This is a genomic window from Arthrobacter sp. efr-133-R2A-120 (genome assembly GCF_030209835.1).
Lineage (GTDB): Bacteria > Actinomycetota > Actinomycetes > Actinomycetales > Micrococcaceae > Arthrobacter.
This window is the reverse complement of the sequence record NZ_JARVRF010000024.1, coordinates 127332-151828: the sequence shown is the minus strand read 5'-3', so window position 1 is coordinate 151828 and position 24497 is coordinate 127332. Positions and strand designations below refer to the sequence as shown.

General features: G+C 60.1%; 20 protein-coding genes. 7 read left to right on the top strand and 13 right to left on the bottom strand.

The genetic code is table 11. The annotated features are described in order from the left end of the window. Positions 1 to 33: 33 nt before the first annotated feature. Positions 34 to 768 (bottom strand): NUDIX hydrolase, encoded by a 735-nt coding sequence (locus QRN52_RS13300; RefSeq protein WP_284753208.1) that lies wholly within the window; start codon positions 766 to 768, stop codon positions 34 to 36. Between the two features lie 106 nt (positions 769 to 874). Here QRN52_RS13300 and QRN52_RS13295 point away from each other — a divergent pair, with 106 nt between their 5' ends. After that, positions 875 to 1948, top strand: a complete 1074-nt coding sequence (locus QRN52_RS13295) for an SPFH domain-containing protein (protein ID WP_284753207.1) — start codon at positions 875 to 877, stop codon at positions 1946 to 1948. Between the two features lie 8 nt (positions 1949 to 1956). Continuing rightward, entirely contained in the window at positions 1957 to 2856 is a 900-nt protein-coding gene (locus QRN52_RS13290) for a diacylglycerol kinase catalytic domain-containing protein (protein ID WP_284753206.1), read from the top strand. Between the two features lie 621 nt (positions 2857 to 3477). Here QRN52_RS13290 and QRN52_RS13285 read toward each other — a convergent pair. Next, positions 3478 to 4140 (bottom strand): DUF3841 domain-containing protein, encoded by a 663-nt coding sequence (locus tag QRN52_RS13285; protein WP_284753203.1) that lies wholly within the window; start codon positions 4138 to 4140, stop codon positions 3478 to 3480. Between the two features lie 675 nt (positions 4141 to 4815). On the opposite strand from QRN52_RS13285, the gene QRN52_RS13280 reads away from it, so the two are divergent. Then, entirely contained in the window at positions 4816 to 5223 is a 408-nt protein-coding gene (locus QRN52_RS13280; protein ID WP_284753202.1) for a hypothetical protein, read from the top strand. 795 nt (positions 5224 to 6018) lie between these two features. Here the strand turns inward: QRN52_RS13280 and QRN52_RS13275 are convergent. Continuing rightward, positions 6019 to 6279: a type II toxin-antitoxin system prevent-host-death family antitoxin gene (locus QRN52_RS13275; RefSeq protein WP_284753201.1), complete on the bottom strand. Its 261-nt coding sequence runs from the start codon at positions 6277 to 6279 to the stop codon at positions 6019 to 6021. Between the two features lie 226 nt (positions 6280 to 6505). Here QRN52_RS13275 and QRN52_RS13270 point away from each other — a divergent pair, with 226 nt between their 5' ends. Both QRN52_RS13270 and QRN52_RS13265 read left to right on the top strand, forming a co-directional pair. Further along, positions 6506 to 7279 (top strand): metallophosphoesterase family protein, encoded by a 774-nt coding sequence (locus QRN52_RS13270; protein WP_284753200.1) that lies wholly within the window; start codon positions 6506 to 6508, stop codon positions 7277 to 7279. Positions 7280 to 7592: 313 nt separating this feature from the next. After that, entirely contained in the window at positions 7593 to 8108 is a 516-nt protein-coding gene (locus QRN52_RS13265; RefSeq protein WP_284753199.1) for a hypothetical protein, read from the top strand. A 1054-nt stretch (positions 8109 to 9162) separates the two neighbouring features. On the opposite strand, the gene QRN52_RS13260 is transcribed toward QRN52_RS13265, so the two are convergent. From QRN52_RS13260 to QRN52_RS13225, 8 genes are all read right to left on the bottom strand, one after another. Further along, positions 9163 to 10161, bottom strand: a complete 999-nt coding sequence (locus QRN52_RS13260) for a hypothetical protein (RefSeq protein ID WP_284753198.1) — start codon at positions 10159 to 10161, stop codon at positions 9163 to 9165. Then, positions 10161 to 10649, bottom strand: coding sequence for an ImmA/IrrE family metallo-endopeptidase (locus QRN52_RS13255; protein ID WP_284753197.1), 489 nt, complete (start codon positions 10647 to 10649; stop codon positions 10161 to 10163). Before QRN52_RS13255 ends, QRN52_RS13260 begins: the two co-directional genes overlap by 1 nt. A gap of 291 nt (positions 10650 to 10940) precedes the next feature. Then, a complete protein-coding gene (locus tag QRN52_RS13250) occupies positions 10941 to 12860 on the bottom strand; it encodes a UvrD-helicase domain-containing protein (RefSeq protein WP_284753196.1) in 1920 nt (639 codons plus the stop codon). Beyond that, complete coding sequence (locus QRN52_RS13245) at positions 12857 to 14029, bottom strand: ATP-dependent nuclease (protein WP_284753270.1); 1173 nt, start codon at positions 14027 to 14029, stop codon at positions 12857 to 12859. Before QRN52_RS13245 ends, QRN52_RS13250 begins: the two co-directional genes overlap by 4 nt. Next, positions 13942 to 14802 (bottom strand): ATP-dependent nuclease, encoded by an 861-nt coding sequence (locus QRN52_RS13240; protein ID WP_284753195.1) that lies wholly within the window; start codon positions 14800 to 14802, stop codon positions 13942 to 13944. Before QRN52_RS13240 ends, QRN52_RS13245 begins: the two co-directional genes overlap by 88 nt. A gap of 712 nt (positions 14803 to 15514) precedes the next feature. Continuing rightward, positions 15515 to 17002: an asparagine synthase-related protein gene (locus QRN52_RS13235; protein ID WP_284753194.1), complete on the bottom strand. Its 1488-nt coding sequence runs from the start codon at positions 17000 to 17002 to the stop codon at positions 15515 to 15517. Positions 17003 to 17318: 316 nt separating this feature from the next. After that, positions 17319 to 17606, bottom strand: a complete 288-nt coding sequence (locus tag QRN52_RS13230) for a hypothetical protein (protein WP_284753193.1) — start codon at positions 17604 to 17606, stop codon at positions 17319 to 17321. Next, positions 17606 to 19399, bottom strand: coding sequence for an HD domain-containing protein (locus QRN52_RS13225; RefSeq protein WP_284753192.1), 1794 nt, complete (start codon positions 19397 to 19399; stop codon positions 17606 to 17608). Before QRN52_RS13225 ends, QRN52_RS13230 begins: the two co-directional genes overlap by 1 nt. A gap of 270 nt (positions 19400 to 19669) precedes the next feature. On the opposite strand from QRN52_RS13225, the gene QRN52_RS13220 reads away from it, so the two are divergent. After that, positions 19670 to 20947, top strand: a complete 1278-nt coding sequence (locus QRN52_RS13220; RefSeq protein WP_284753191.1) for a DUF4238 domain-containing protein — start codon at positions 19670 to 19672, stop codon at positions 20945 to 20947. A gap of 752 nt (positions 20948 to 21699) precedes the next feature. Continuing rightward, a complete protein-coding gene (locus QRN52_RS13215; RefSeq protein WP_284753189.1) occupies positions 21700 to 21960 on the top strand; it encodes a hypothetical protein in 261 nt (86 codons plus the stop codon). Positions 21961 to 22379: 419 nt separating this feature from the next. Here the strand turns inward: QRN52_RS13215 and QRN52_RS13210 are convergent, their stop codons facing one another. After that, the gene (locus QRN52_RS13210; protein ID WP_284753188.1) at positions 22380 to 23339 is read right to left on the bottom strand and encodes a sce7725 family protein; all 960 of its coding nucleotides are present in this window, start codon (positions 23337 to 23339) and stop codon (positions 22380 to 22382) included. Between the two features lie 55 nt (positions 23340 to 23394). Then, the gene (locus tag QRN52_RS13205; protein WP_284753187.1) at positions 23395 to 24156 is read right to left on the bottom strand and encodes a sce7726 family protein; all 762 of its coding nucleotides are present in this window, start codon (positions 24154 to 24156) and stop codon (positions 23395 to 23397) included. Positions 24157 to 24497 lie beyond the last annotated feature (341 nt).

The following is a 24497-nucleotide window of genomic DNA, read 5'->3' as shown; positions in this document are numbered from 1 at the left end:
GAGGCATAATCGCCCAAACACGATTGTGGGGCGTCAGTCCCGTGGCCGCATGAGTGGCGGGTTGAGCACGGCCCGCGTCGGCTGACCTGTCAAAGGACGCGCCGCCTCGGCGAGCCGGAAAAGTGCCGCGGGGCGCCCTGCGTCGCCCGTCGTCATCCTTCCGGTATCTTCGAGGAAACCTGGGGTTCCGGTGGCTTTGCGGTGGAAATTCCTGGGGTCCAGTCGCGTCCCCCAGACAGCCTCGTACACGGCGCGGAGCTGGGCAATGGTGAATTCCTCCCCGCAGAAGGCCACCCCGAGCGGCGAGTATTCGAGCTTTGATCTCGCCCGCTCCAGGGCGTCCGCGAGGATCCGCTCGTGGTCGAAGGCAAGCTTCAACACACCCTCCAGAACCTGGCTGACCGGGTACCAGGCGGCGTGTTCGGCGTCGCTTCCCGCGGACAGGACGGGGAAGTTGGGCGCGAGCAGCAGGTGGGCGACGGTCAGCACATCCCCCCGTGGGTCGCGCCCCTTCGGACCGTAACTCCCCAGTTGCTCCAAATGCCCCGGGATCTGCTCGACTCCGGTTTCCTCCGCCAGTTCACGCCCCGCCGCCGTCACCAGGTCTTCACCGGCCAGCACGAACCCGCCCGGCAGGGCGAGTGCGCCGCGGAAGGGCTTGATGAGGCGGGTGATCAGCAGGACGTTCAGGACGTCCTCGGAGACGGTGAGGGCGACGACGTCGACGGTCACCGGGAAACGCGCGGGCGCCGGGTAGGACTTAGGCATGGACCCATCCTAGGTAGTTATCGTCACCTTGACAATAAATCGATGGCAGGCCTATCGTCTTGTTATCGTCAGACTGACGACAATCTTGAACGGTTAGGAGAATCCCATGGCCAGCATCAAGCGCTACCCCTGGATCAGCCACTTCCTGGGCAGCCCCACCGGCTACGTCGTCCACCTGCAGAAAGGCACGGTCAGGCACCAGGGTGTAGGCCAGGCGTTCTGGTACCGGCCGGTGAACTCCGTGCTCAGCGAAGTCCCCGTCGATGACCAGGAACTGCCCACGCTCTTTCACGCCATCACCCGCGACCACCAGGACGTGAGCGTCCAGGCCAACGTGACCTACCGCTTCATCGACCCCGTCGCTGTGTCCACCCGGCTCGACTTCGCCCTCCAACCAGCCGGCCCTGGAGCAGGCACGGCGCAGGCGACCGGGAAGGAGCAGGTCGCCACGATCATCGGCCAGCTGTGCCAGAGCCACGCGATCGACCAGATCGCCACCACCACCCTCGCCCAGGCCCTGGAACGCGGAGTCAGCCAACTCCGCAGCGTCCTGACCGACGCGCTCCGGGCGGACACCCGGCTGGTGTCCACCGGCATCGAAATCCTCGGCGTGCAGGTCCTCGCGGTCCGGCCGGAGTCCGACGTCGAACGGGCCCTGCAGACGCCGGTCCGTGAACAGCTCCAGGCCGAAGCGGACCGGGCCGTGTACGAACGCCGGGCCGTCGCGGTCGAGCGTGAACGGACCATCTCCGAGAACGAAATGGCCAGCCAGATCGAACTCGCCACCCGCCGCGAACACCTGGTCGCACAGGAAGGCGCCAACGCACGGCGCGAAGCCGAGGAAAAAGCCGCCGCAGGACTCATCCAGGCCCAGGCCTCGGCCGAACGCCAAGGCATCAACGCCACCGCCGAAGCCAACCAGATCCGCCTCGTCGGCGAGGCAGACGCTGCACGCGAGGCCGCCACCATGGAGGTCTACCGCGGAATGGAACAAGCCACCCTGCTCGCACTGGCCTTGCGCGAGGCAGCAGGATCCCTCCCCCGCATCGGCAACCTCACCATCACCCCCGACCTGCTCAGCGGCGCCCTCGCAGGACTGCTCCAGAACCCCAACGGCGGTACGGTTCCGGTCGCCGCGGCCGGGGCGGCGTCCGGCGGCACCGGCCGGGCCGGGAAATAGACCCCGCTATGGCCAACCCCCGTCTCGTCATCGTCCACCGGCGCACCGAACTGCAGGACCTCCTGGACCGGCACGCCACCCGCGGCCAGGCCGAATTCTTCCTCCGCACCAGAGGCCGCACCATCCAGGACGTCCAATACCACCACGACCGGACCAGTGCGGCACTGACAACCATCCGCGCCGCGGTACCGGCCGATTGGCGTCACGCCGATGTCGAACGCGCGGACCTCAGCCGCTTCCTGTTCACCGCGGAGGACGTCATCGCCGTCGTCGGCCAGGACGGACTAGTGGCCAACACGGCCAAATACCTCAACGGCCAGCCCGTCATCGGCATCAATCCCGAGCCGGGCATCAACCCGGGCGTCCTCGTCCGGCACACCCCCGACGCAGCAACCAAACTGCTCCGGGACGCCGCCCCGGCCGGGCCGGCGGAGCGGCTGTCCTGCCAGGAACTGTCGACCGTGACGGCACGGCTCGACGACGGGCAGGAACTCTCCGGACTCAACGAGATCTTCATCGGGCACTCCTCCCACCAATCGGCCCGGTACCGGCTCACGACCCCGGACGGACAGGCAGAACGCCAGTCCTCCTCCGGTCTGATCGTTTCCACCGGCACCGGTGCCACCGGCTGGTGCGCATCCATCGCCCTTGAACGCGGAGGACGCACCCTTCCCGCAGCCACGGACCCTCGGCTCGCGTGGTTCGTCCGGGAGGCCTGGCCCTCCCCGATCACCGGAGTCTCACTGACCGAAGGTGCCCTGGAGGCCGGCGAAACACTCCGGGTCACCGTGGCCTCCGATCAACTTGTCGTCTTCGGGGACGGCATGGAAGAGGACCGCATCACCGCGTCCTGGGGCCAGGAAATCACCGTCCAACTGGGCGAACGACCACTCCGGCTCGTGGCGTAAGAAGCCATGCTGGAGCAACCCGAAGGGCGCACTGGCCGCCCTGCCTGGGATCGTCTCCGCCTGGGCAACCAGCCATAAGGGTTGCTTTCATTCGCCGGTCAAGGGCAGGGAAGTATAAAAGGTATAAAGACGTATAAAAGGTCCAACAGTGAAAGCAGTGGCTCGCCCGCCCAAACCCGATCGGGGATCCAACATCGCAGGACCCGGCGGCCGATCCCGGAGCCGGTCCGCTTTTCTTATGCTGCTTGAATTCTGGTTCCCGTCCATCGGAACTTCTTTGCCGATCCTCCCCTGAACCAGAAAGGACGCTTTGGCTCTCCCGGGCCCGCGGGTCGCCAATGGTCCAAAGCGCTTTGGACTATTGGCGTTTCAGCGCCGGTGGCGTCTGGGACAAAGCCGACCCGACTACGCCAGCGGACCAACCACAGAATCTACCCGTGGCGAGTGTTTCGACGGCAGCGGAACCTTCCAACCGGAGCCGGCTCCGGGCATGCGGGGCCCGCCAGAGCACCCGGACACGGCGGGAGAATTCGTGTGGTGCCCCCCGGAATTATCCGCCGCGCGTTCTGCCAACTGCATGGACCGGGCGGGGCAGTCTTCGCCTGACACAGGACGGCAAGTTCAGCGTTGGATTCTGACAGCTTCCACGATGTCTTCCGCGTGCAGTGTGTGCAGGGTGGCCTGCCAGGACTCGAAACGACCGTAATTCCCGGGGTCGAAGATCCTCTCCCAGCCCTGCTCGATTTCGGCCCTCAAATCCGCCGGCCAGTCCGCGATTCCCGCACCCCGGGCTCCTGCGGCCCTGAGCCTGGCCCAGAATTCGTCGACCACGCGGTTCATACGGGCGGTGTAGCCTTCATCGCTTTCGCCGCGGAGCTCGGGGACATGCGGGAACTTGTTCAGGACCGAATGCCAGTCGCCATAGTGGGAGAGCAGCACCCGTTCCCGTGGCACTCTGCAGGTCAGCAGAACCTGCCCGATAGAGGCCTTGCAGCTGTCCACCAGATCCCGTCGCGTGATCCGTGCCCAAAGCCAGATGGCCCCGTCCCCGGCCGTGGTGAGCCGTGCAGCCATCTGCCGGTAAAGCCAGTCGTAGGCGTCGACAAGAAAAGGATCGACACGGGAACGATCCGACACGAGCACGCCTGCCGAACAGAGCACATCAAACGCTTCCTCGCTCTGGATGGTGTGGAGAAGGAGCTGGTCTGCGGAAATGTCGTAGCCAATCCGCCCCGGCGGGACGGCATCCGCGGGGCAGGCTTCGCTGATTGAAAAACTCGCCACGACAATATCATCGCTGAGAACACCGACGGCGATCGTCAATTGTGCAAAGCGCCTTTGCACAGTTGACCTATCAGCTGCGATGGCGTCCTGGGGACAAAGCCGAATCGTGGGAGCCCAGAATCAACTCATCAAAACAGTGATCGGGTCTAGGCTAGTCGCCATGGAAGACGTTGTCGTCGATACCGCCGGCGGCCAGAATAACCATGCGATGGTGAGCCGGATGCTCAGCCTGATGGCTCCGGATAGTTTACTGCCCCGGTTTCAGGGGTTCGAGCCTTTCCTTCCAGGGGCACGGCCCGGGGGCCTTCCTACGGACGGTGATGGTCCCCCTTCCCTCTTGGAGAACCTGGGATCATTAGACGAGGCGAATTGGCCTAAAGGCAGGAAGGACGCTGTGGAGAAAAAGCCATTCCTGACCAAGGACGACGTCCTTCGCATACGGGACACCGTCGATGCATGCTATGAACGCGACGTGAAGAACCTCACCGCGAAACGACCGATGACCTCGAGCCCATCCACGTACAACCTCCGACATCAGGGACTGAGACCACACCGGGCAACACACCGTGATGCCGAGGGACTAGCCAACAGGCCGCCCCCACCCGGCCAGACCCGCGGAGGTAACCGCAGCAACCGCAAATTCGGACTCCAGACTGTCTTGGTTATCGTGTGATCATGGGGATGGCGGACGAACACCGGCTGAGCTCGCGGAGGACCGCAGCGATCATCAGCCGTGAGCTGGCTAACGGGGACGTTGATTTCGCTTTCCGGATCATGGTCACCGCCATCGCCGACTTCCGTCAGACCACACCGTCGAATTATGAGGATTTCCTGATAACTCCCGGCTCCACCGGATCCCTACGGTGGGACACACTGCTAGCCGCGGTCATTGGCCGCGAATGCGATCATCTCGGAATCCCCAAGCCTCTATGGACACAACCAAAGCCGCTAGCGGAAGAGTGGGTTGTCACCATCCTGCCGAACGCCACCGAGCGGTGGCTGGCCCGAATCAAGTCCGGCACCCCGGCTGAGTTCTCCCGCCTGGGCATCTGGATCCATGCCCGAGATCTCGAGAGCATGTAAAGAGGCCCGTTCGAGTCAGCACCTTGCCCCGTCGGAGTGTCCATCCGGCGGCCACGATGGCGTGGCAACTCCCTTTGTATTAGGTCTTGGACTCGGGCCCGCTGCTTGGCGAGAAGCTGCGCGCCGTCTAGCATGTGACACAGAAGGGCCGACCGGCCTCCTAACCAATCGAACCCTTCGGATGTGCAGCGTCACAAACGCCAGTAGTGGTCAATAATTCTGACCACTAAGGGCATCAGGGCCGAGATGAGCACCGCACAGGTTCCTAGCCAGCGGCGGGCTTTCTCGGCCCTTCCCGCGAGAATCCGGGCCGAACTTCTTCATCGTATTGGCGTCTTGAGGCCGAAGACCTTCGATCAGGTGCGGTTCGCTGCCCGTCATCATGCCTTGGTTTCAGAACTCCCGCAGGGTAGCCCAATCGATTTCCTCGCGAGACAACCGAAGACCGCCACAGAGCCCGGTCGTACGTGCAAACCCAGAATCCACCGGAGCCGAGCATCGCGCACAGTATTTCGGGCCAATCTTTGCCTCGACTCCCCGGCTGCCTGGCCCGGTTGATTATCTCAAGGCAAAGCCCTGCGGGGGTGGCTTTCATGCCCACCGCTCTCGATGATGCCCGATGATTCCGCCCAGAAGCCAGGTCTGGGGAGGATGGCCGCCCTCATGTTGTGGGCTTGAAGCAGATCAGGGGCCCGGAGCTGTCTCTGTGAAGGCGTCCGGAACGACGCCGCTAGAGGCGGGAACAATCCCCCATAGTCTCCTAACGGGACTGGTGAACTCGACACGGAAGGAAATTCACCCTTTAAGGTCGGCGCGCAACTGCTCGAGTCCGACACGTCCTCCGTCGTCTGCGCTCATGGCGGCACGGTATTCTGCGACATCTCGCGCCACCTCCAGCTGTTGAAGCAACTCAAAATCCGCAGGTCCGACTAGCACCGCCACGACTTTGCCGTTCTTCGTGATTTGGATCCGTTCGCCCTTGCCTGCTCGCGAAACCACGTCCTTCAGACTATTCCGTAGGTAAGAGATCGAAACGGAGGAAGTAATCGTGCTCATGGGTCCACAAACGGTGGCCTCGGGATGGAGGGAAGTCCGACAGGTCGACAGTTGAGCAAGACCGCATTCCACCGGATCGGTTGGAGATTAGGCCTCTTGCGGTTTGCTGCTCTCCGGTCCTGCCTTCAAGAGGCCGCCGCGACAGCGAGCAATCCCCGAAGCCATGCAGTCCCAGCTCCTAGGCGCACCTGAAGGGAATCCAAACCGTTGTCCGTATGCTGGTTCAATGTCGGATCCGAGACCCATCGCAATTTTCGGTGACTGGCACGGCAACGCGGGGTGGGCGGTGACCGCGATCCGGTCCGCAGCCCGTGAAGGTGCAGCCACAATGCTCCACGTTGGCGACTTCGGCCTGGACTGGCCCGGGCGGAAGCGCGGACGCTACGAGGACAAACTGAACAAACACCTTCGCGGACTGGGCGCCACCCTCATCGTCTCCGGCGGGAACCACGACAATTGGGAGACCCTGACCAAGCTCCCCGTCGGGGAGGCCGGGACAGCGTTCGTGCGGTCCAACATCCGCGTGTTGCCACGGGGCGGCCGAATGAAGGTTGAGGGTCTTGTAATCGGCGCCTTGGGCGGGGCCTTCAGCGTGGATTACGAGCACCGGACCGAGGGCAAGGACTGGTGGGCCGATGAGGAACCCACACCGGAAGACGCAAAAAGGCTGATAACCGGCGGACCACTCGACATCCTCATCACTCACGACGCACCAGCAGGAATCGCCGTCAAGGGCGATGTCGAACTTCGGCCGATCCTGAGCTCGAAGGCCGAACGGACCCGCACCCTCATCGGCGAAGTTGTCGATGCACTCGCCGTGCCGTACCTCTTCTGCGGACACTGGCACCAACGAAGCACCCACCAGCTGCCCCACCCTGACGGAAGCATTACCCGAGTGGACGTTCTCGACATGGAGAACTCCCGCGAAGGCAACGGCGTGCTCGTATGGCCAGGCAAAGCCCCGCTGCGCATCGAGCCTCTCCCCATCCGCGGCAACTGACGCTCAGCAGAGCCCACGAAGACCCAACGAGGTAGTCGGCGAACACCTTTACAGGGGAAGTCCATGTTCGCCGGAACGGTGCAATGCAACTCGCGGAGGCTGCGCGGAAGTTCCTCGCCAATGGGGTGAAAGGATCCGGAACTGTTATCCCTCCATCGGTCTGCCACAAGATGGCGTAGCAGCCTTGGAATAGCCCGGCCAAGACGACTCCGCAGTGGCGTGTCAGTCGCAATCTCCAGCGCTTTGCGCACGCCAACGGATGGTCTATGGTCGCGTAGCAAGGCACATTTTGGCGCATGACAGGGAACAGACGATGGCCCCATCTGCAGGACCTTCCGACCAGCACAAGACCGGCGACGCAGCGCACGCCCGATCGGCGGAATCGATCGACGCGTTGTTCCGCGCATTGGAGAGCGTGGACGGCGATGTCTCGCCGCAGCTTGCTCGGGCGGTTCAGGCCACGATCAACCTCGTGAAGCAGATCGGTCGGGAGTTCGGGCTTCTCACCGAGAGCGAAGCCCGCGCAGCCCTCGGGCCAGGGAACGACACGGACGTCTTTGATTTCGGGCTCCGGCATCGTGGCCTGACCTTGTATCCGGGATTTCTATTTGAAACTTCACCCGACGGTGAGGGGCCGATGAGAGTGCGCCCACTCTTGAAGGAATTGAAGAAGATCGCCAGCGAGTACGACTGGGATGGCCAGGACGTCGTCTTTTGGATGACGTCTCCAACAACGTGGTTCGCGGAATACGGCCGCCCCGTCGACCACCTTGATGAACCTGCCGCAGTCATCGCCGCACTCACAGCCGAGGCCGGTATCCAATGGTGATCAGACCGCGGCGGCGGGCAGCGACCGAACCGCCCACCCCAATAGCTGACCGGCCTCTGTACTACTATTCCGTGTCCCTTGACAGGACGTTCCCGGTCGCCCGGCTCGACTGGGCCGCCTCGTACCAGGAACGGATGGCCGCCTCCCCCCACTTGGACAACGAGGAACTGCTCACCAACCTGCTTCGCGAAGTTTCAAAAGAGACCCGCTCCGCGGCGGACCCTCTCCATGACATGCCTTGGTATCAACGGGAAAATACACAGCACTCGCCGCGATCAGCGCCGACTGGGCAGCTCCAAGCCCCCAACGGACGCCCGAACAGGGCTTCGAGGACCCGGTGGCCGCGGGGCAGCACTATGTCGAATCCAAGCCGGGCAGATCAAGTACTCGGGGAGCCAGCTCGACTCGAGCACCTCGGCAAGCGTGAACCCCCAGCTTGATGAACTGGATTTGCTCGGTGCACTCATCCACGCCACAGCTTACGCCGCTTAGCAGGCCGGCATGCCCGAACCCGAAAAACACCACTACCTCGCACGCGCGATCGTTACCGCCGGGTGGATGCCCTCGGATGCAGAAAGGCCCTGAAGCCGCTGGAGGGAAAGCAGATGCCGGCGAAAGAGTCCGGACTTCTTCGGAGTTCCTGTTGGTGCCAGTTCAGGCCGTGCTTCACACCGACGCGACCGCTAGTGGAAGTCGTTCATTGCGAAGTTCGAAAGCCTGCGAGCACGACCACACGCGACGATGGATCCTGCTTGCCATTCCCAACGATGAACTTGGCACAAAAGTAGACACCGCGGCCTGGTCCAGGTCGCCATGAGACCGACCGGCCAAGATTGCTCCATGGGAGAAGTAGTCGCGCTGGCATCCCCGGAACGAATTTCCCAGCCGGCGTACCCGCCGCACGGTGACTCCCAATCACATTGGAACGGGACACGGCAAAGATTTCGGTCAGGGACGAAATGCCAATTCCCTACGGAAGACCCGTTTTCCCTCGAAGATTTGTTAAGTATGCCAAAATCTCTATGTCCACGATGGTTTTATCAAACTTAGACCGTCAGTGTTGGCCGAGAGGTGCCGATTCTTGCAGATCCTGAGCGTCTCGGGCGTCCGTTGGTACGCTCTCGGATCCGACGGTGCTCTCCGATTTGTACCCAGCCAAGGGATCTGCGGGCAGAGTCTTGAAGGCATCGTTCTTGGCATCAGGCAAGTACAAAACGAAAGGCCAACCAGCGCTTAAATAGCAGGCCCTGCAGAGCTCCATCACGTCTTCGGGGGCTGCACCGTTGCTTACAAATTTGGAATAGGCCTTATTGAGGTCGGAGCCGTGATCCAAGTCAATGGCAAACAACGGGTAAGGTTGCCCTCCCCACACTCCTTTGAGTTCTTCGGCGCCGATGAGAACGAGGTCTTCACTGAGGAACTCATCTCTATCAGGACGGGGAGACAAGTGCGCGCAAGCGAGGGCGTAGGCCACCTCAACGGAGACGGTGAAGTACCTGGCAGAACACTTGCTCAAGACCCTGAATCCGGTATCTATGCTCGGGCCGAAGAAGTCATACAGATATTTGCTGTGCGATCGGTTGCCGGCAAGGGCCCCCTTGTTGAGCTCGACTACGTCGCCGCCCGAAGTTTCGTCCTTGGGGTTCCTCGGGATGCTTGATTCGCTGTCTGGGCCCGGGAAGGTAGCGATAAAGGCCCCGCCTTTCGTCCCGAGGCTAGTCCCTGCGAGGCTGTTGTTGGCATAGTCCTTGATTGTTGCTATCCACGTTCGAACGGCATTGTAGATGTCATTTTCGCTGACCACGGGACACGTCAGTATCAGCTCATCACCGACGGCCTTCCACAGGTCGAACTGGAGCCCTTCAGTCCCTAGCTCGACCTGCTTCAGGGCAAGCTCTTGCGGGAACTCCCGGTAGAACTGCAGGAACGTTTTTTGCCACGGACTTTCGTTGCCCCGCACCCCATTCTTGGCTTGGTTCTGTTTGAAGTGCGTTGACCCGGTCAGGTCACAGGACAGGAACAGCAGCGAGTGCTGCTTGGGTTTTTTCGCCATCAAAGACCGAGGACCTCGGCTCGAACTGCGGCTGCCGCAGGCGAGACGTCAAAGTGAAGGGCCAGGTGCCAGGCATCGCCGTTGTATGCCTTGTGCGCCCTTTGGAAGGGTTCGGCGGGCATCAGTAGGGCCGACGCGAAAATGTTGGCCTCCGTTTCGGCCCGGTTCCTATCTCCACGTGCAAAGGAGCATTCCCCAGTCAGTTTGGGGTAAAGATAATGAAGGAAGTAGTGCCCGAGTTCGTGGGCCTTGGTAAATCGATCGCGACGATTCGAGGTGAACTGAGGGAGGTAGACGGTAAAGTCACCCACATTTCGGACGTGAAGAGATTCCGAATCCGATGCGTACTCAGTTGTCCCTCCGAGCTTCTGCAGAAGCAAATCCAGGTCCGCACAGCCCTGCTCATCGTAAACATGGTATGCATCACCAACCTGGCATGCATACTCTTGAATTGCAGACGCTTTGAGATTTGACGGCTCAGTGACCACTCCAACTCCGTCCCCCATAGATGGTTTACCGCAGCCCGGACAAGACTTTATCGGCGGGCCGTACAGCCAGTCTAAGCTGAGCCGTCGGTCTTTCAGTAAGAAAATCGTACAGGTCACACAACAGTTACACCAATGAGATTCGCCTGTGTTCAGCGCAGTCCGGGCCTGGACTTCCAACCACCGGACTCCGCTCCCGATGACAACTGGGAGAAAGGTATTGAGACGGTTTTGAAAGGCCCGGCAGCGGCTGCCGGCCGCGAAAATTTCGGTCTCGCAGGAACCCAGTGCGGGTTATGTCCAGTGTTTTTCATCCGCCCCGGCTACATCCAGGAGTCTGTAAAGCTCGCCGATACCCCCGTTTCTTGCCCGAGATGTCGCGCAGGTAAAGATCAGCCGGTGCGCGGCTCTCGATAGGCCAACAAAGAAGGTTGAGATGGCCTCCCGCACGTCCTTCCGATATGACCACCACTGTCTGTCGTCGAGACCGAGCACTATTACCGTGTGGTATTCCAACCCTTTGCTGCGGTGGATGGTCATGAGTGTCACCGCGTCTTCTGCGCTGACTGCGGAGAACACGCGGCCCCAGTTCGTTTCACCAGCCATGACAGCGCCGAGACGATGTGCAAGTGCGGATAAGACCACTTCCGCTTCGTCACCGGCATGCTGGCTCCGCGCAAACCCTTCGAGTTCGTCGGTATCGACAATCGATGCGGCCAGGTTCACGAGTTCACGGGGGTCGGTTGTCGCCACGGAGTGCTGTTTGAGCGCGCCTCGCAGGTGGGCGGTGAATGCGGCAAGGTGGTCCGAAGCCCTGCGGGACGAGTGCGCGTCGTGACCGTCGCCGCGTATCCGGCTGATCAAAGCGTGAGTGTCAGTCCAAATGGTAGGAAGCCCGCGGTCCTGGGCTGAGAGCCGGAGGACCCCGAGGACGAGGCGCGCAATGTCGTGTTTCAGAACGTCCTGCAGTCGCAACTTTCCGTAGTAAGTGTCGTCGTTGCGCAGCGCGATGCCGTGCCGCGCCAGTTCCTTGGCAAGCAGCGGCTCGAGGTCTGCGACTTTTTGCCGGGCAACTATGGCGAAGTCGGAAGCCGCCCGGTTCGCCGTTGAGATGTCTTGCGCGACCCAGTCTGCGATGTGTTGTGCTTGGCGGCGCTCGTCGTTGTACGTCCAGATAGTGAGCGGCACGTGGCCGACTTCAACGTTGGCTTTTGAGATGGCCTGCACTATCGCCGGCTCGAGTTGGGTAGCCACATGGTGTTGGACTGCAACGAGGTCCGGGGATGAGCGGAAGTTCCACCCCAGGTTGAACTGTTTGGCGTTGAAGTCGGACCGATACCTCGCCATCGCGTCTTCGAGGGCTCCGGCGAATCGCATGATGCGCTGTTTGTTGTCTCCGACAGCCGTGGTGACAACCCCAGGGTGCCCGAATGTTGTTTTCAGGAAGGTGATTTGGGCGCTGGTGGTGTCTTGGAACTCGTCGATAAAGACGAAGGGGTAGGTCGCGCGTAACGCGCGCTGCAGGCCAGGGTTGGTCCTGACAATCAAGTCAGCGAGACGATTCAGCATGGTGAAGTCAACCTCTGGTTTCGGTGGGCGTAGGTATTGTGCGTTCCACCAGGACCATGCTGCGAATTCGGCGGCCGTTGCGGGAGGACTGCCGGGGTCGGTAGGGAGTGACCATGCGCCGACGATGTCAGACAGGAATCGCCCTTCATGCAAGGCGAACAGCTCGGAGCGCATGGGGCCCGAGGCGTCCCACGCGAGCGTGGTCAGGAAGGAGCGAATCTCTTTGTCCTTCGGGAACTCAATTTCGTAGTCGTCGAAACGCCACGGACCTGGCAAAGACTGGGAGAAGCGGTCGACCAAGCCCTTGGTAAACGCGTCGAAGGTAATGGACACGAAGCGATGGGCTTCGTCGGGCACCCGCGCGGCCACGCGGCGGGCAAGGTTCGATGCGGAGTCTCGTTTATAGGAGATTGCCAGGATCCGCCGAGGTCGTTGACACGTTCCGGTTTGGAGGAGGTAGGCGGCTCGCTGTGCGAGAAATTCCGTCTTGCCTGCGCCCGGGCCGGCAGACACGGCAGCGGATCCCGGGAATTTAAGCGCCGCCCACGCGGCCGGTTCGAGGTCGTCTACATCCGTGGGCCGCCAGAGGTCGGGCGGCACTGCACTCGCGGGGCGTCCCCCATACCGCATGGGATCCTTCTTCATCGCAGCTCAGCGGCGACGAACTCGATTATCGCCTTCAATGCGCCGGGCGGAGAACTCAGGTCGCCGTCGTTCATCCGGCTCAGGGCCGACAGATGGGTCGCTGGCTTTGACCGGTTTGTAAACAGGTACCGGTACCAGCCCAGATCCGACTGCCGCTTTTTGAGCTCCTCCGCATCGGAAGGAGCCCAGTACTTTTTGCCGCGAACGGTACCTCCGACGCCGAGCACTGCTTGGGTTGCATCGGAATCCTGAGGCCCGTGTGCGCCTTCGTCCAGTTTCGTGTAGGCGTCCCTGTAGTGGCACAGCATCAGCATGTCCAGATCAAGCGGAGCCGAAAAGAAAACACCGAGTTCGCGTAAACGGTCCCTCACGGGCCGCAGCTCGCTCAGTGACAGGCTGTCGTGAATATCACTTGGGCCTCCGAATCCCTCCAATGATCCAAAGACATCCACCCCGACCCCAGTAAGGTTGACGCAGGCATTACGCAGGCGCCCTGGACCCCCGCCGGACCGGCCGTAGTCGAAATCCAAAAGAGTTGCGTGTGGAATCTCAAGGTCGGTGAGCAGGCGCCAGAAATGCTGGGTGTGCCGCCCTCCAAGCGGCACCATCGCAACAAATGACGGATCCAGGTCAACTCCCAGCGCTTGAGCAATCGCGGGCAGGACAACCTGCTCGGAGTCTCCCTCCCCCAGGACGACAAAGCGTGCAAAGTACAGCTCCGGGTGAGCACGCACCGCTTCCCTGACGTAAGTTCCGGCCTCATCTTCGTTGCCGGGCAGAGTGATCGCGCGTACAGACGTGGAACCGAGAATGCTGTCGCGGCGAAAGTACCGGACATTTGACGGGTCGATACGGCTCAACGAGCTGGCGGAATGACTGGACAACAGCACCTGCACCCGGGGTGTGCGGCCGAGTTCCAGAAGCTGCCCGATGATACGCGACAGGTAGAACGCGGCCAGATTGTTTTCCGGCTCCTCGACGGCAAGGATCGTCAGCGCGGGCAGATAAAGCGCGTCGACGTCGAACCCCGCGTCCGACGCGGACTCGAACAGAGATCCTTCGATGTCAAGAGAGGCGGTGGTCATCGCCAGATGAAGGAGAGACCGTTGGCCGTCACTAAGTAGCCGGGCGGGCCGGGCCGCGTTCCTGTGGTCCGGTTCAAACGCCAGTTCGGCGTTGCGCAGAAACTGATCAACGTCCTGTTCCAACGGTTGAAAGCGCGGCGTGGCATGCATGCCGGCATCGTGCAGCTCTTCCAGCGCTTGGCGAAGGCCCCCTCGACTGTCCGTGTCGGTCTCTCGTGATGAAACTTCGATCCAATTGCACTTGCGGTGTCGCTGACGAGGGTCCGTAATTCATCGGACCACTGCGCGGCCCGCCACAATCGGCCTCGCAAGAATGCAGTTACCTGCCGGGCCCCGTCTCGCGACGCCGGTACGTAGACCATCTGGATCCTCGACCGTTCTGCTGCCGACAGGGGCACTAACTGCTCGCGCGTGTAGTCCTGCGCTAAGGTCAAAACGGCGAATACGCGGCTCTCGATTGCGCCATCGAGGGTTCCATCCGCATCCCAAGTAGCTTCCAGCACGATCCTGCATTTCAAGGTTCCATCTTCGTCTGCAGCCATCTGCCGGAAGAAGTCGGGGACCGCTGCCGGATCCGATTCCTCGCTCATGAGCTCGGGGAAGGCCAGAACCGCTTCAATCGACAGACTGCGAGAAATCACTTCCTGTTCCTCATCTGGAACGATATGGAAGTCGTCGAGACGCACCGTTCGTTCTTCCGAGCTGATCCCGAATACCCGCTGGAGGGCCTGACACACCGCCGTCTTCCCGGTGCCGTTGTTTCCGATGAACGCTGTTAGATCCGGTTGCAAATCGATCCGAGTGCGCTGCTCACCAAATGATCGAAAATTCCGCAGCGTCACAGACTCTATGTACATGCCCCCACCCTCATAACCTCTGTTGATCTGAAGGCAAGGTTACGCGGGAACCGTCCGAATATCCCGCCGATTTCGAGCCGCGCCCCGGGTACTCCGTCGGCCCAATAGCTTTCAGGTTGCCTCAGTTTTCAAAAGCCCGGGGAGTACGGAACGACGGAAGGCAGGCACTGCTGCCACGAACGGCACCGACCGTTGCCGAACCTGTTGGAGCTCGCCCGAACGGGCCATATCCGTGTGAATCCCGGTTCTAGGGAATCTCGACCGACAGATAGGGCCAGGCGAAAAGGATGCCCTGCAAGATTGCCCTTCCTAATGAGAATGGTCATCAGAAATGCCTGCGCGCCCTCCTCCTCAGGCCGCCCGCGACAGTCAGGATGAGGGGAGCGGCCATGCCGGGGGTGGACTCTCACTTCGTGGCTTGCTACCCACAATTGAGTGCTAAGGGTGGTTGCAGTAGATGGTGTTGAGCGTGCAGCGCCTGGCAATCAAGCACACAAAGCCCAAGCCGTTGGCCCGTCATCTCCGGCGCGACGAGCATGAACACCAGGGCCGTCCAGTGCCGATCCTAATCAGTCAGTTGCCGAAGGTAGAAGCGCCCATGCTTCCATATCTCTGCGTCGTTCAAGGTCATGGGAGGCGGCATTTCAAGGAGAACGTGCCGGTCCGTCCACTGTCGCGGGCGCAACAACGTCCGCTTTGTCATCCGGGGCGATCAATAGACCGACTGGAGCGAAAGCTCCAACGTTAGTGTCCGGAACCCGTGGTTGAGTGTCTGGAGGTCCTCGGTCGCGAGACTGGGACGGACCAATCTGTCCCATTCCGCCTTGCTGCAAATCCCGAGGCCTACGGTCGTCGGTTCCGGCAATTTGGGTACTAGCGGTTGAACCCGCGCTATCTCAGCACGCAGCACGGACTCAAAATTCTCTGGTACGGGTCGTTCCAAGGTTGAGCTTTCGAGGCCCCATCTTTCCAAAGCTTTTCGCTGGATGAAGCGAGATTGCTTCCAGACATCGGGTAGCCGTTCGGAGAATTCGATCATTTCTCGGGAACAGTACGGATTACTCGGCCACACTCCGCGCGACATGAACATGGGTGCACGAGCGTTGGCCGCAAGCAGTGCTGTCTCCGGCACGGCGGCCTTCGGCGGTCTCTGCGGCGGTGGCGCCTCCGCCGATTCGGCTGATTGGTAGGGCCTTTGACGAACACGCGGCAAGAGGGCCTCATCGCCGCCAATGCCGGTCAGCATGACGGCAGAAGGGCCCAGATCCGCGGCTTCGAGACCGGTTTCAACAAGTTGCCGGTAAATCTCCTCGTAGGGGTTTACCCATTGGCTTCCTGTCAGCCAAGAGTCCAGGAAGTGTTCACCTTCGACGGGCGTGGCGCTGTCAGTGGCGCCCAGTTCTCTGATGACGGCGTCCCTTCGAGCGGACTGGTGCTTGCCGGCGTCACCCGGAAATATGAGTCCGTAGCTTCGCAATCCACTCAATCCTGCCTGTGCAGTAGCCAAGGCAACGTTCGACGAGTCGAAACCGCCACTCAGTTCCAGGCAAATGGCTGCGTTCTCGCGGAACTGACTGGCGAGAACGGCGCCGAAGAGACTGATATATGCTCCGCAGACATCGGCTTCCGCCACCACGTCCCGGGGTTCCAGCGAGAGTGCGTCGTCGGGCAGGAATTGCTGCATTCCGCTTGGGGTCGCCCGAACAGAGGAGCGCTCCGAGAGTAGTTTGATATTTTGAAAAATTGTCGAGCTTTCATATCTCTGTTTGCCCGCAATGTAGGCCTTGGCACGTTCCACGTCGACCTTCCCCGAAAGGCCGGCGGTGACCAGATCTTCCAGCATCCAGCTAAAGTGGACACCCCGCGCATCAAGCGCAACGTAGACTGGCACGAGGGCAAGTGGACCAGTCTCCAGCGTGACAGCCCCGTCACGCTCCACAACGATGCTTACGTACTCAGTAAACTCCGCACGGGCCTTGGCAAGGTGGGTAAGGTAACCACTTGTACTCAGGGACGCAGATCCACTGTGATGGCGGACCACCAATAGTCTTAAAAGGAATCCGGCCCTCTCTGCGACTACAGTGAGGGCCGGATGATCGTAATATTCAACCCAGCTTCCGGACTTCCCCCGACTACCTTCGCCGTTTCTGGCCGTTAGTTCAACAGAGGCTGGGTCGAAGCCAACGAAGCCACGGATCATTAATCGTTTTCATCCTTTTGACCCTGATCCTGGCTGCCATTCGGTTTTCGCTGGTATCCAGTTCTGTCCAATTGCAGAGAACGCTGATCCGCACCTGAAAAGATCGATATCCAGGGTTGAGGTTTCGATTGTGGCATCGGTGCTCCTTAGTTCTTGTTCCGCTTATCCTGCCAGACGGTACTGAACCGGGCAAGGTTCCCCGGAAATAATCTAACCTCGGAACGACACGCAGAAACTTGATTGGCCGCTCCCGAAGAGCGAAACGCCGCGGAACGATAGCTGGTGGCTCAGCCGCGGAAATTCCGCGCGGACTTACCTATTGAACAATGAAGATCCGTCCCATGGATTCGTATAGCCCCAGATGCTTCCGCTGCACGCCACCGAGGTCGAGCTCGAAACTGTCGGCGTCATAGTGGAATTGCGGAAATTCTTCTGCCGCTGCCCGTCGGACTTGGGTGAACAGTTCGGTTCTATCAATTCCGGCTTCACCGGCGTCAAGAATTAACTTGGCGATGAGCCCCTTGGTGAGCCGGTCGTACTCTATGCCGATCTCCAGCAGTGTCTTGGGCGCGTCGTGCACTCGTTCCATCAAGGCATTTGCCATTATCTAACAACCCCTTCTTCTATTTTTGCGATTCTAAACAAATAGTCGAGCACTACGTCAGCGACAGATTCCGAACTGGGAAGTTGCGCACGGTGATCCCTCGGGATGAAGAAAACCCACACTGCAGGACGCTTCTGGTGGGACGACACGAGGGCCTCATAAACCGGCGACAGGTCTTGGAAAGGGATTTTGACTCCTCTTTCCCGATCCCAGAGCTTTGCATACGCTCCCTTTACAGCAGAGAACCCCAACCGCTCAGCCACAATCCAGATTCCGGAGACGCCCTCAACCACCCCGTGATGCCGGTTCAGCTCGTGTTCCAAAAGCTCCTCGTGCTCAAGAGCTACGACCCCTCCGGCGTTGCTGTCGCCAAGGCCAACCTTCTGGAGGATCTCATATCGGATCTGGAAAGCTTCGAGAAGGTCATCCGCGCTCACAGGTCCTTCTTGGTCCGGCAACAACTCTAGTGCTCTTCGTTTCAGAGCCCGTACGAATTCTCCATGATTCTTCCAGGCGGCGCTATAGCGAGCGGAAGACTCGTCGGCTATGCGCAGGTACGTGTTGAACGAAACGCTGTCGTTGTCGTGAATGTCGTTGGCCGTCCGGCTTCTGCGCCGACGAAGCAGCTCGATCACGCGCGAATCATCAGCGGAGAAGGACTCGGGGCTCCCCATGGGTCCTGGCGATTTCCAGTTACTCACGTAATCCAGGCTAGTACTAAGATCACCGTCCAGCTCGCGCTTCCACGTGCGGACGAGAAGGTCGAACGCCCGCTTTAGGCAGGTGTCTGCAAGCAATGCCTTGGGATGGAAGATGACCCATCGGTAGTATTGCATCCGCTGGAATAGAAGCGATTCCACGGCGGACACCGCCCGAGTGTTCAGCCCTAATTCCCAACAAGATACGCCCTCGTCCGACTGACCCAGGTCGTGAATTTCCAGGCTTTCCAGAAGCCTGTCCTTGTCGACCGTCCAGAAGTCAGTCCCAGCCCGCGCACCATCCCGAATGATGTAGTCCAGCCGATCCACGTCGAACTGGCTGTCAATCAGTCCGTGCAGACACGAACTCCAGTCCGAATCACCTCTTGAGGAGAAAACTCTCTGAAGGAGGTAGACGGAAACCTTGGAAAAGGCTCCCGGGTCGTGGGTAATCATTTCGTCAAGTATGAGCTTGCTGGCAAACTCATGGAACTGAGGGTGCTGACCGTCTCCGACGCCTTCCTTGTACTCCTGAAAACCCTGCTGGGTCGTCGGAGAGATGACCACGCTCGCATGCCTGTAGTACAGATTCTCGAGCAGGTGGGAGTACGGCGGGTGCCCAACGTCGTGCAGCAGGCCCATCAGCCCTATTACATTGCGAATGATCGTCGGGAATTCCCCGAAAAATATATCTCGGGCTTTGCGCTTCTCTTGTTCGCTGGCGTTCGCTTCCGGTAAGAACTTGGCTGTGTAGTGGTCGACCTTGGGCCTGTTTAGCAGCAGCTCAGCGTAAACGTCTTTCATGAAATTCAGTCGGGTGTCACCGGGTTCGTCATTGGATCCGGCTTTGGGAACAATGTTTCCCCATGCCGCCGACCACGCGAGCATTGCCAAGTGCATCGTGCCGAGCGCGTGCTCGAACCGAGAACCGTTCAGGGACGGGTAAGGAACTCTGACATTTGCCGTTTGACTGATGTTGCGCAGTCGCTGTATCTGAAGGGTCTGCACGACCGGCACCAATTCTTCCGGGATCCGGACGTACCCGTGGATCGGATCGCGAACAACTTTGTGCTCGTCTCTGGAAAGATGCTCCACACCAGCTCCTTTAAGGCCTGCACCTGCGGGCCGGGCTAATTTGCATGAGTCTAACCGAACCAGCTCCCGCAAGCGTGCACGCCAGCATGTCGTTTGGCAAAGGTGTGTGCGGTAATTTTCATCGAAACCGGCCCTAAGTACGATCCTTCGCGAGGAATCGTGCGCCGCGCCTGCCCGGGGTCGCATGCACCGCGCCGGTCGGCATCCCCGCCGTTCCTCCAGCCTTACCACGTGCTCGTCTCCTCCCCCGTTGCCCCATCTAGACTGGCTGTGAGCAGCCTGACGACAGGACTCGAATATGGGGGATCCATGGGCCGGACGAACCGCAAACGCAAAAGGCCGATCGCCATTGGGAATAGCCGCTCACCCGGCGCCAGTTCCGGTGCCGAAATCAGCCCGGAACTGAAACAGATTCTCAACAACTCTCGGGTCATGACGGCGAATGGTACGGAACCGCGAAGACACCACCTGGTGCCAAGGTTCTATCTGGACCGTTGGGCCGAGGACAACCGGGTCAGAGTCACGGACCTCAACTCGAAACAAAAGAGCTACGTGGTCGCGCCGAATAATGCCCTGGTCGAGACCGACTACTACCGGGTGCCCGAAGGGACCGTCAAGGACGGGTCTCCTGTCGTGTGGGAGGTATGGCTTTCCAAGATGGAATCCAAGGCTGCCGCAGTGTTCCGAGCGATCGACTCAGGAGGGTTAGAGAGCCTTGATGACACACAGTGGAATGATCTTCTGGTCTTCCTTGGTGTGCAGATAACACGATCCCGTGCGTTCCGTTACAAGGGGCGTTGGATGAGCGGGCCTGGGCAGTACCAGCTTTGGGAACTCGACAGGCCCGGAGCCATTGAAGCCCTTTTGACTCGTATGGGTGAAGACGCGACACCAGAACGTGTCGCCGAATTGAGGGACTATTTCGACAAAGTCAACGCCGACCCGTCGAGCGTCCCCCTGGACGCCGGTCTGGAAATGGACATGTCGATTCGGTCTGCGCGCGGATTGGCCGAGACGCTTTCCACGCGGCAGTTCCTCCTGTTCGAGACGGCAAAGCCTCTGATGACATGCGATGAGCCCATCGTGGAACTGTACGAACATATGGGTGTGTCTACGCCGAATGGGGGCGGCGTGTATGGAGCACCGATCATCGTTTTTCCGTTCGGCCCCACCCAAGTGCTGGCCTTGTTCCGGTCCAACATGCCTGCGGGAAGAAAGTTCCGACTATCCGCCTACGAGACTCTTGAACTAAACCGGGCCATCGCGGGCAACGCACACAGACACCTGGTGGAAAACCCGGCCAGCCGGCTTGGGTCCAAGCTCTTCATCCCGGAGTTGAAGGAGGAGCCGATTCGTATCGTGAGCGTCCCGGTGCCGAGCGGTGAAGGGGATTTTATCTGGACTCCGATCCAGCGCCGCTGGCACGGTTGCTCAAATGCGCCAATCCGACCGGTGGCTTCTTGGTGGCCTCATACCGTCCCCCCGCCTCCACCAATCCCGAGAACCCGCGAGGAATGGAATAGAGAGAGGATTGCCTATTTCAGTTAAGAAATTTAGGGATTCTTCTCCCGAACTTTCTTAACTGATTCGACTTTGCACTCTCCCTGTAGCGGCGGCAAGCTTCGGCAGTCGGGGAAGGTGCTGCGCAACTCGGGTCGTCAAGGCAGCAAGGGATCTCTTCAAGCTATTCGGGTGGGTAGGATCAACGAGTGCAGGCGCGAGGGCATTATGCCCGGGACCACGACAGCCGCCAGTGCCATTTGCTGTTTGCTGTTTGCTGTTTGCTGTTTGCTGTTTGCGTCTGGTTTAGCCTGGTATTCGAGAGCGGTGTGCGCGGCCGCTGAGCGCGAGCCCGGTCCCAGTTACCCCGGCAATGAAGCCTTGGACCACCGTGAGCTCAAGTAGGCCTCGGGGAACCCACGAGACGGGGCCCCGGGTGACGGGGGTTAGGGCGCCGAGCTGACTCGAAATTCTAGCCTCCCGGCTACCCGTGACGCGGACTGCTGCCTACCCAAGACGGGCGCTACTTGATGAATCGAACCGCCTCATGACCCTTCTTTCAGACTTCCGCCCACTAGCGCCACGCCGTCATCGCAATCAGTGACAGGTCCCCCTGTGGCAAGTCCATATGAGCCACCGACGGGCGGTCCTAGTTCAGGGAGGGACACCGTGGAATTCAGGTCTGGTTGTGGCCGCCACGGGAACGGACGCTGCGGCTAGTTTCGTTTTCGGACGCGGCATCGTCCAGGCAGTAGACGCAACCAGACCGGTAGGCTTCTATGAGTGATGGGGACACAGAAATGACGACAAAGGCTGCAGATTCTGTCTCCAAGCCGACCCTGGATGAGCAGCCAGCCGGGACCACACGTGCTGTGGCTCTCGTCCTGCGGCTGATTTGCCTCATCCCGCTCGCGATCCTTGCCACAGTTGCCACGATTACTTCGGTAAACAAGGAGAGCTGGGAACGCCTTTGGACCATCGTGACGTTGGTAGGCATCATGGCGGCGTACTCGGCGGCCTTCGCTGCCTTGATCGTGGTGCTCCGCCGAGACCGGCGGTAGAGGCAAATAGCGGACCCTGCCCCGGTTCTGAAACGGGGTCTCAAAACCTCCGCTCAAAATAGCGTTCCTAAACGCCCATATGTCCTGTTTCGCGCTAGCCGCGGACGACTATCCCGATCGGATAGTGCTGGGCGCCGTGCGGGACACAGCACGGTTTGATATAGTCACGGCCGTCGAACATCTCGGCTCGGCCGCACGCCTACTGAGCACCGCCGTGCGAGTTCTAATCCAACGCTCCATCCGCCGCCGAACCATCGTGGGATCGACTGATGATGTCGGCACCGGATCGCATCGGTCGCGCATTAAGAGCACCGCCGGCTTCGAAAGGGCATATTCTCTAGCTCCTCGACACAGTGACCATCCCATCAACAAAAGGGCCGCTCATCGCTACCATGTCCTCGCTGACGGCCGATCGAAGTCTAGAGAATGGAGTGCACGGTTTCAAGGTGATGAGTGATCTGATGGCGCTTGCTGGTGGCAAGGTTCGTCTCTTTCCTCATCGCTTGGAATGCTTTCAACGCACCGATGCCGAAAGTGGGAACGTATTTTCCAGGATTACGTGTGAGATCGCCGTCGAGTTTGTCGAGGGCTTCGAGGAATTTACTTCCGATGCTGCCCTCAGAGCGCTGCGTCGTGTCCGAAACGTAGTGATGGACCCAAATATGGTTGGTCGACGGGTTTATGAATGAGAGGTGTATGGCAACGGCGGACGCGAGCCCACCTTTCGACAGTTTCGGAATTCCTTTGGGGAGCAGAGTGAAATCCGAGAACCCCGGGTGCCCCTTGGCCAAAAAGGTCGAAACCTCGTCGCTGAAGAGCTCGGCAGGGCCGTAGTCAGCGTTGCGTTCCTCAGGGACAAAGCTCTCGGAGACTCTCACGCATGCCGACGCAGGCAGTACTGCTTCATATTGAGAGGGATCGCACGCGCGGTGCAGGAATACCAGAGCCTTGCGGGATCCGAGCTCTTTCTGCAAATCGTTAGGATTGATTGAGTCTCGTCGGAGAACGATGCCGATGTCTTGAATCGGGTACTGGGTGAGGAATGCCCTGAGCTCAGACCTTTGCGTGTTGGCAGTCACCATAAACGTCGGCAGAACGACAAGAGGGTCAGCGAGGTCTGCGCTGAGCGCTAACATCCATGCCGCGTTGTTTGTCGCACTTGCGAGCTCCTCGTGGCAGGGATTGGTGATCACGAAAACCTTCATACCGGCCGCTCGAAGTGCGTCCAAAGCCTTTTTTAGGGGTCCAGCATTGGCTTGGAGCGATTCGATGATCGGGAAAACCTTCTGGCCGCCGCCTGGACTCGATGCCAGCGTCCCAGCGACATCCCTCAGTGCCAGCAGTTCCGCTCCGCGACCGTAGAAGTACGGAAAATACATTTCTCCCCCAAATTTCGTGGATCTCGGCACCCACGAAATCATTATGCCGAAAGAATCACAACGCAGCCAATGACGACACGGGCTGGTTCAGCCTAGTCATCAATCGACGGAAGCCGACCCGAGACAGTCTGCTTGAGTAGGCCAACGCCCGGACACTCTTTGGTAGAAGCCGAATTGACGGATTAACCTTGGCAATTGCCATTCCCCGTCTTCGTAGTTCCCCCAACACCTCATGCCGGACTATGTTCGGCGGAAGTGCCGCAAAAGCGGCACGCGCCTCGATCCAGCCGTCCCCTTCTCTGGCATCCACCCCGAAGCCGACGGTGCGCTTGAGTATGGCAAGGTACTCCTCGCGCCGAAGCATTCGAAACATCAGTCGCGGATCCAGACGCGATTCATCAACCGTCGGCTCACGATACGTGCGCATCCTTCCTCGCCGATCTATGCCGATAACGCCATGAGCTGACGGGACGAGGTCGAGCGCAGCCTCCGCCCTGGCGCGTGAGGTCACCACGACGACCTTGTCGAAACATCTGGCGTAGTCAGCGACCTGCTGGGAAAGACGAGAAAATTGATCTAGATCAGTTTTAATTTCGTAGGCTGTTGATGCTCCGTTTAGAACGACTATGTCGGCAATAGAATCGCCGGCGGCCAGTTCCAGAACGGCCGACGCCGTGTCGGGACTGTGCCGGCCGAACACCATGCTCGACGCGATGGTGTTCTTATACACATACTCCACCCGGTAGTCGCAAACGAGCTGGGCATATGCCATCTCGAAAGCCTCTCCAAGTAGAGTGCTGGCGGTCACGCCGTCCACTGCGCGTAAAGCTGCGAGCCGCGACAGTGCCGGAGTCCATTGTGCCTGAGCGAGAGCACGGTACGTGGGCGAGGAGAAGACGGACGCTACTTCCCTTAGTTGGATGCATTCGCTCAACTTGAGAACACCAGCATGGCAACTCCTTCAGATTTGGTCCATGGATACCTTACAGCTTTCGCCGCATACGACCGCCTTGACGTTCGCCGCCCGATCCTGCAATGTCGAGGCCCAAGTGCTGCTGACACCGTGGAACCTCAACTGGGACTTCATGAATTTATGCAACCGCCGGCGCAGGTCCAGTTCGTCCCCCTAAGCAACGCGGCCCGGCGACCCGCTACCTC

Excerpts from the sequence above, each read along its gene's own strand:
- QRN52_RS13300 (WP_284753208.1), bottom strand. The coding sequence starts at position 768 with ATGCCTAAGTCCTACCCGGCGCCCGCGCGTTTCCCGGTGACCGTCGAC.
- QRN52_RS13295 (WP_284753207.1), top strand. The coding sequence starts at position 875 with ATGGCCAGCATCAAGCGCTACCCCTGGATCAGCCACTTCCTGGGCAGC.
- QRN52_RS13290 (WP_284753206.1), top strand. The coding sequence starts at position 1,957 with ATGGCCAACCCCCGTCTCGTCATCGTCCACCGGCGCACCGAACTGCAG.
- QRN52_RS13280 (WP_284753202.1), top strand. The coding sequence starts at position 4,816 with ATGGGGATGGCGGACGAACACCGGCTGAGCTCGCGGAGGACCGCAGCG.
- QRN52_RS13275 (WP_284753201.1), bottom strand. The coding sequence starts at position 6,279 with ATGAGCACGATTACTTCCTCCGTTTCGATCTCTTACCTACGGAATAGT.
- QRN52_RS13270 (WP_284753200.1), top strand. The coding sequence starts at position 6,506 with ATGTCGGATCCGAGACCCATCGCAATTTTCGGTGACTGGCACGGCAAC.
- QRN52_RS13265 (WP_284753199.1), top strand. The coding sequence starts at position 7,593 with ATGGCCCCATCTGCAGGACCTTCCGACCAGCACAAGACCGGCGACGCA.
- QRN52_RS13260 (WP_284753198.1), bottom strand. The coding sequence starts at position 10,161 with ATGGCGAAAAAACCCAAGCAGCACTCGCTGCTGTTCCTGTCCTGTGAC.
- QRN52_RS13250 (WP_284753196.1), bottom strand. The coding sequence starts at position 12,860 with ATGAAGAAGGATCCCATGCGGTATGGGGGACGCCCCGCGAGTGCAGTG.
- QRN52_RS13240 (WP_284753195.1), bottom strand. The coding sequence starts at position 14,802 with ATGTACATAGAGTCTGTGACGCTGCGGAATTTTCGATCATTTGGTGAG.
- QRN52_RS13235 (WP_284753194.1), bottom strand. The coding sequence starts at position 17,002 with ATGATCCGTGGCTTCGTTGGCTTCGACCCAGCCTCTGTTGAACTAACG.
- QRN52_RS13230 (WP_284753193.1), bottom strand. The coding sequence starts at position 17,606 with ATGGCAAATGCCTTGATGGAACGAGTGCACGACGCGCCCAAGACACTG.
- QRN52_RS13215 (WP_284753189.1), top strand. The coding sequence starts at position 21,700 with ATGACGACAAAGGCTGCAGATTCTGTCTCCAAGCCGACCCTGGATGAG.
- QRN52_RS13210 (WP_284753188.1), bottom strand. The coding sequence starts at position 23,339 with ATGTATTTTCCGTACTTCTACGGTCGCGGAGCGGAACTGCTGGCACTG.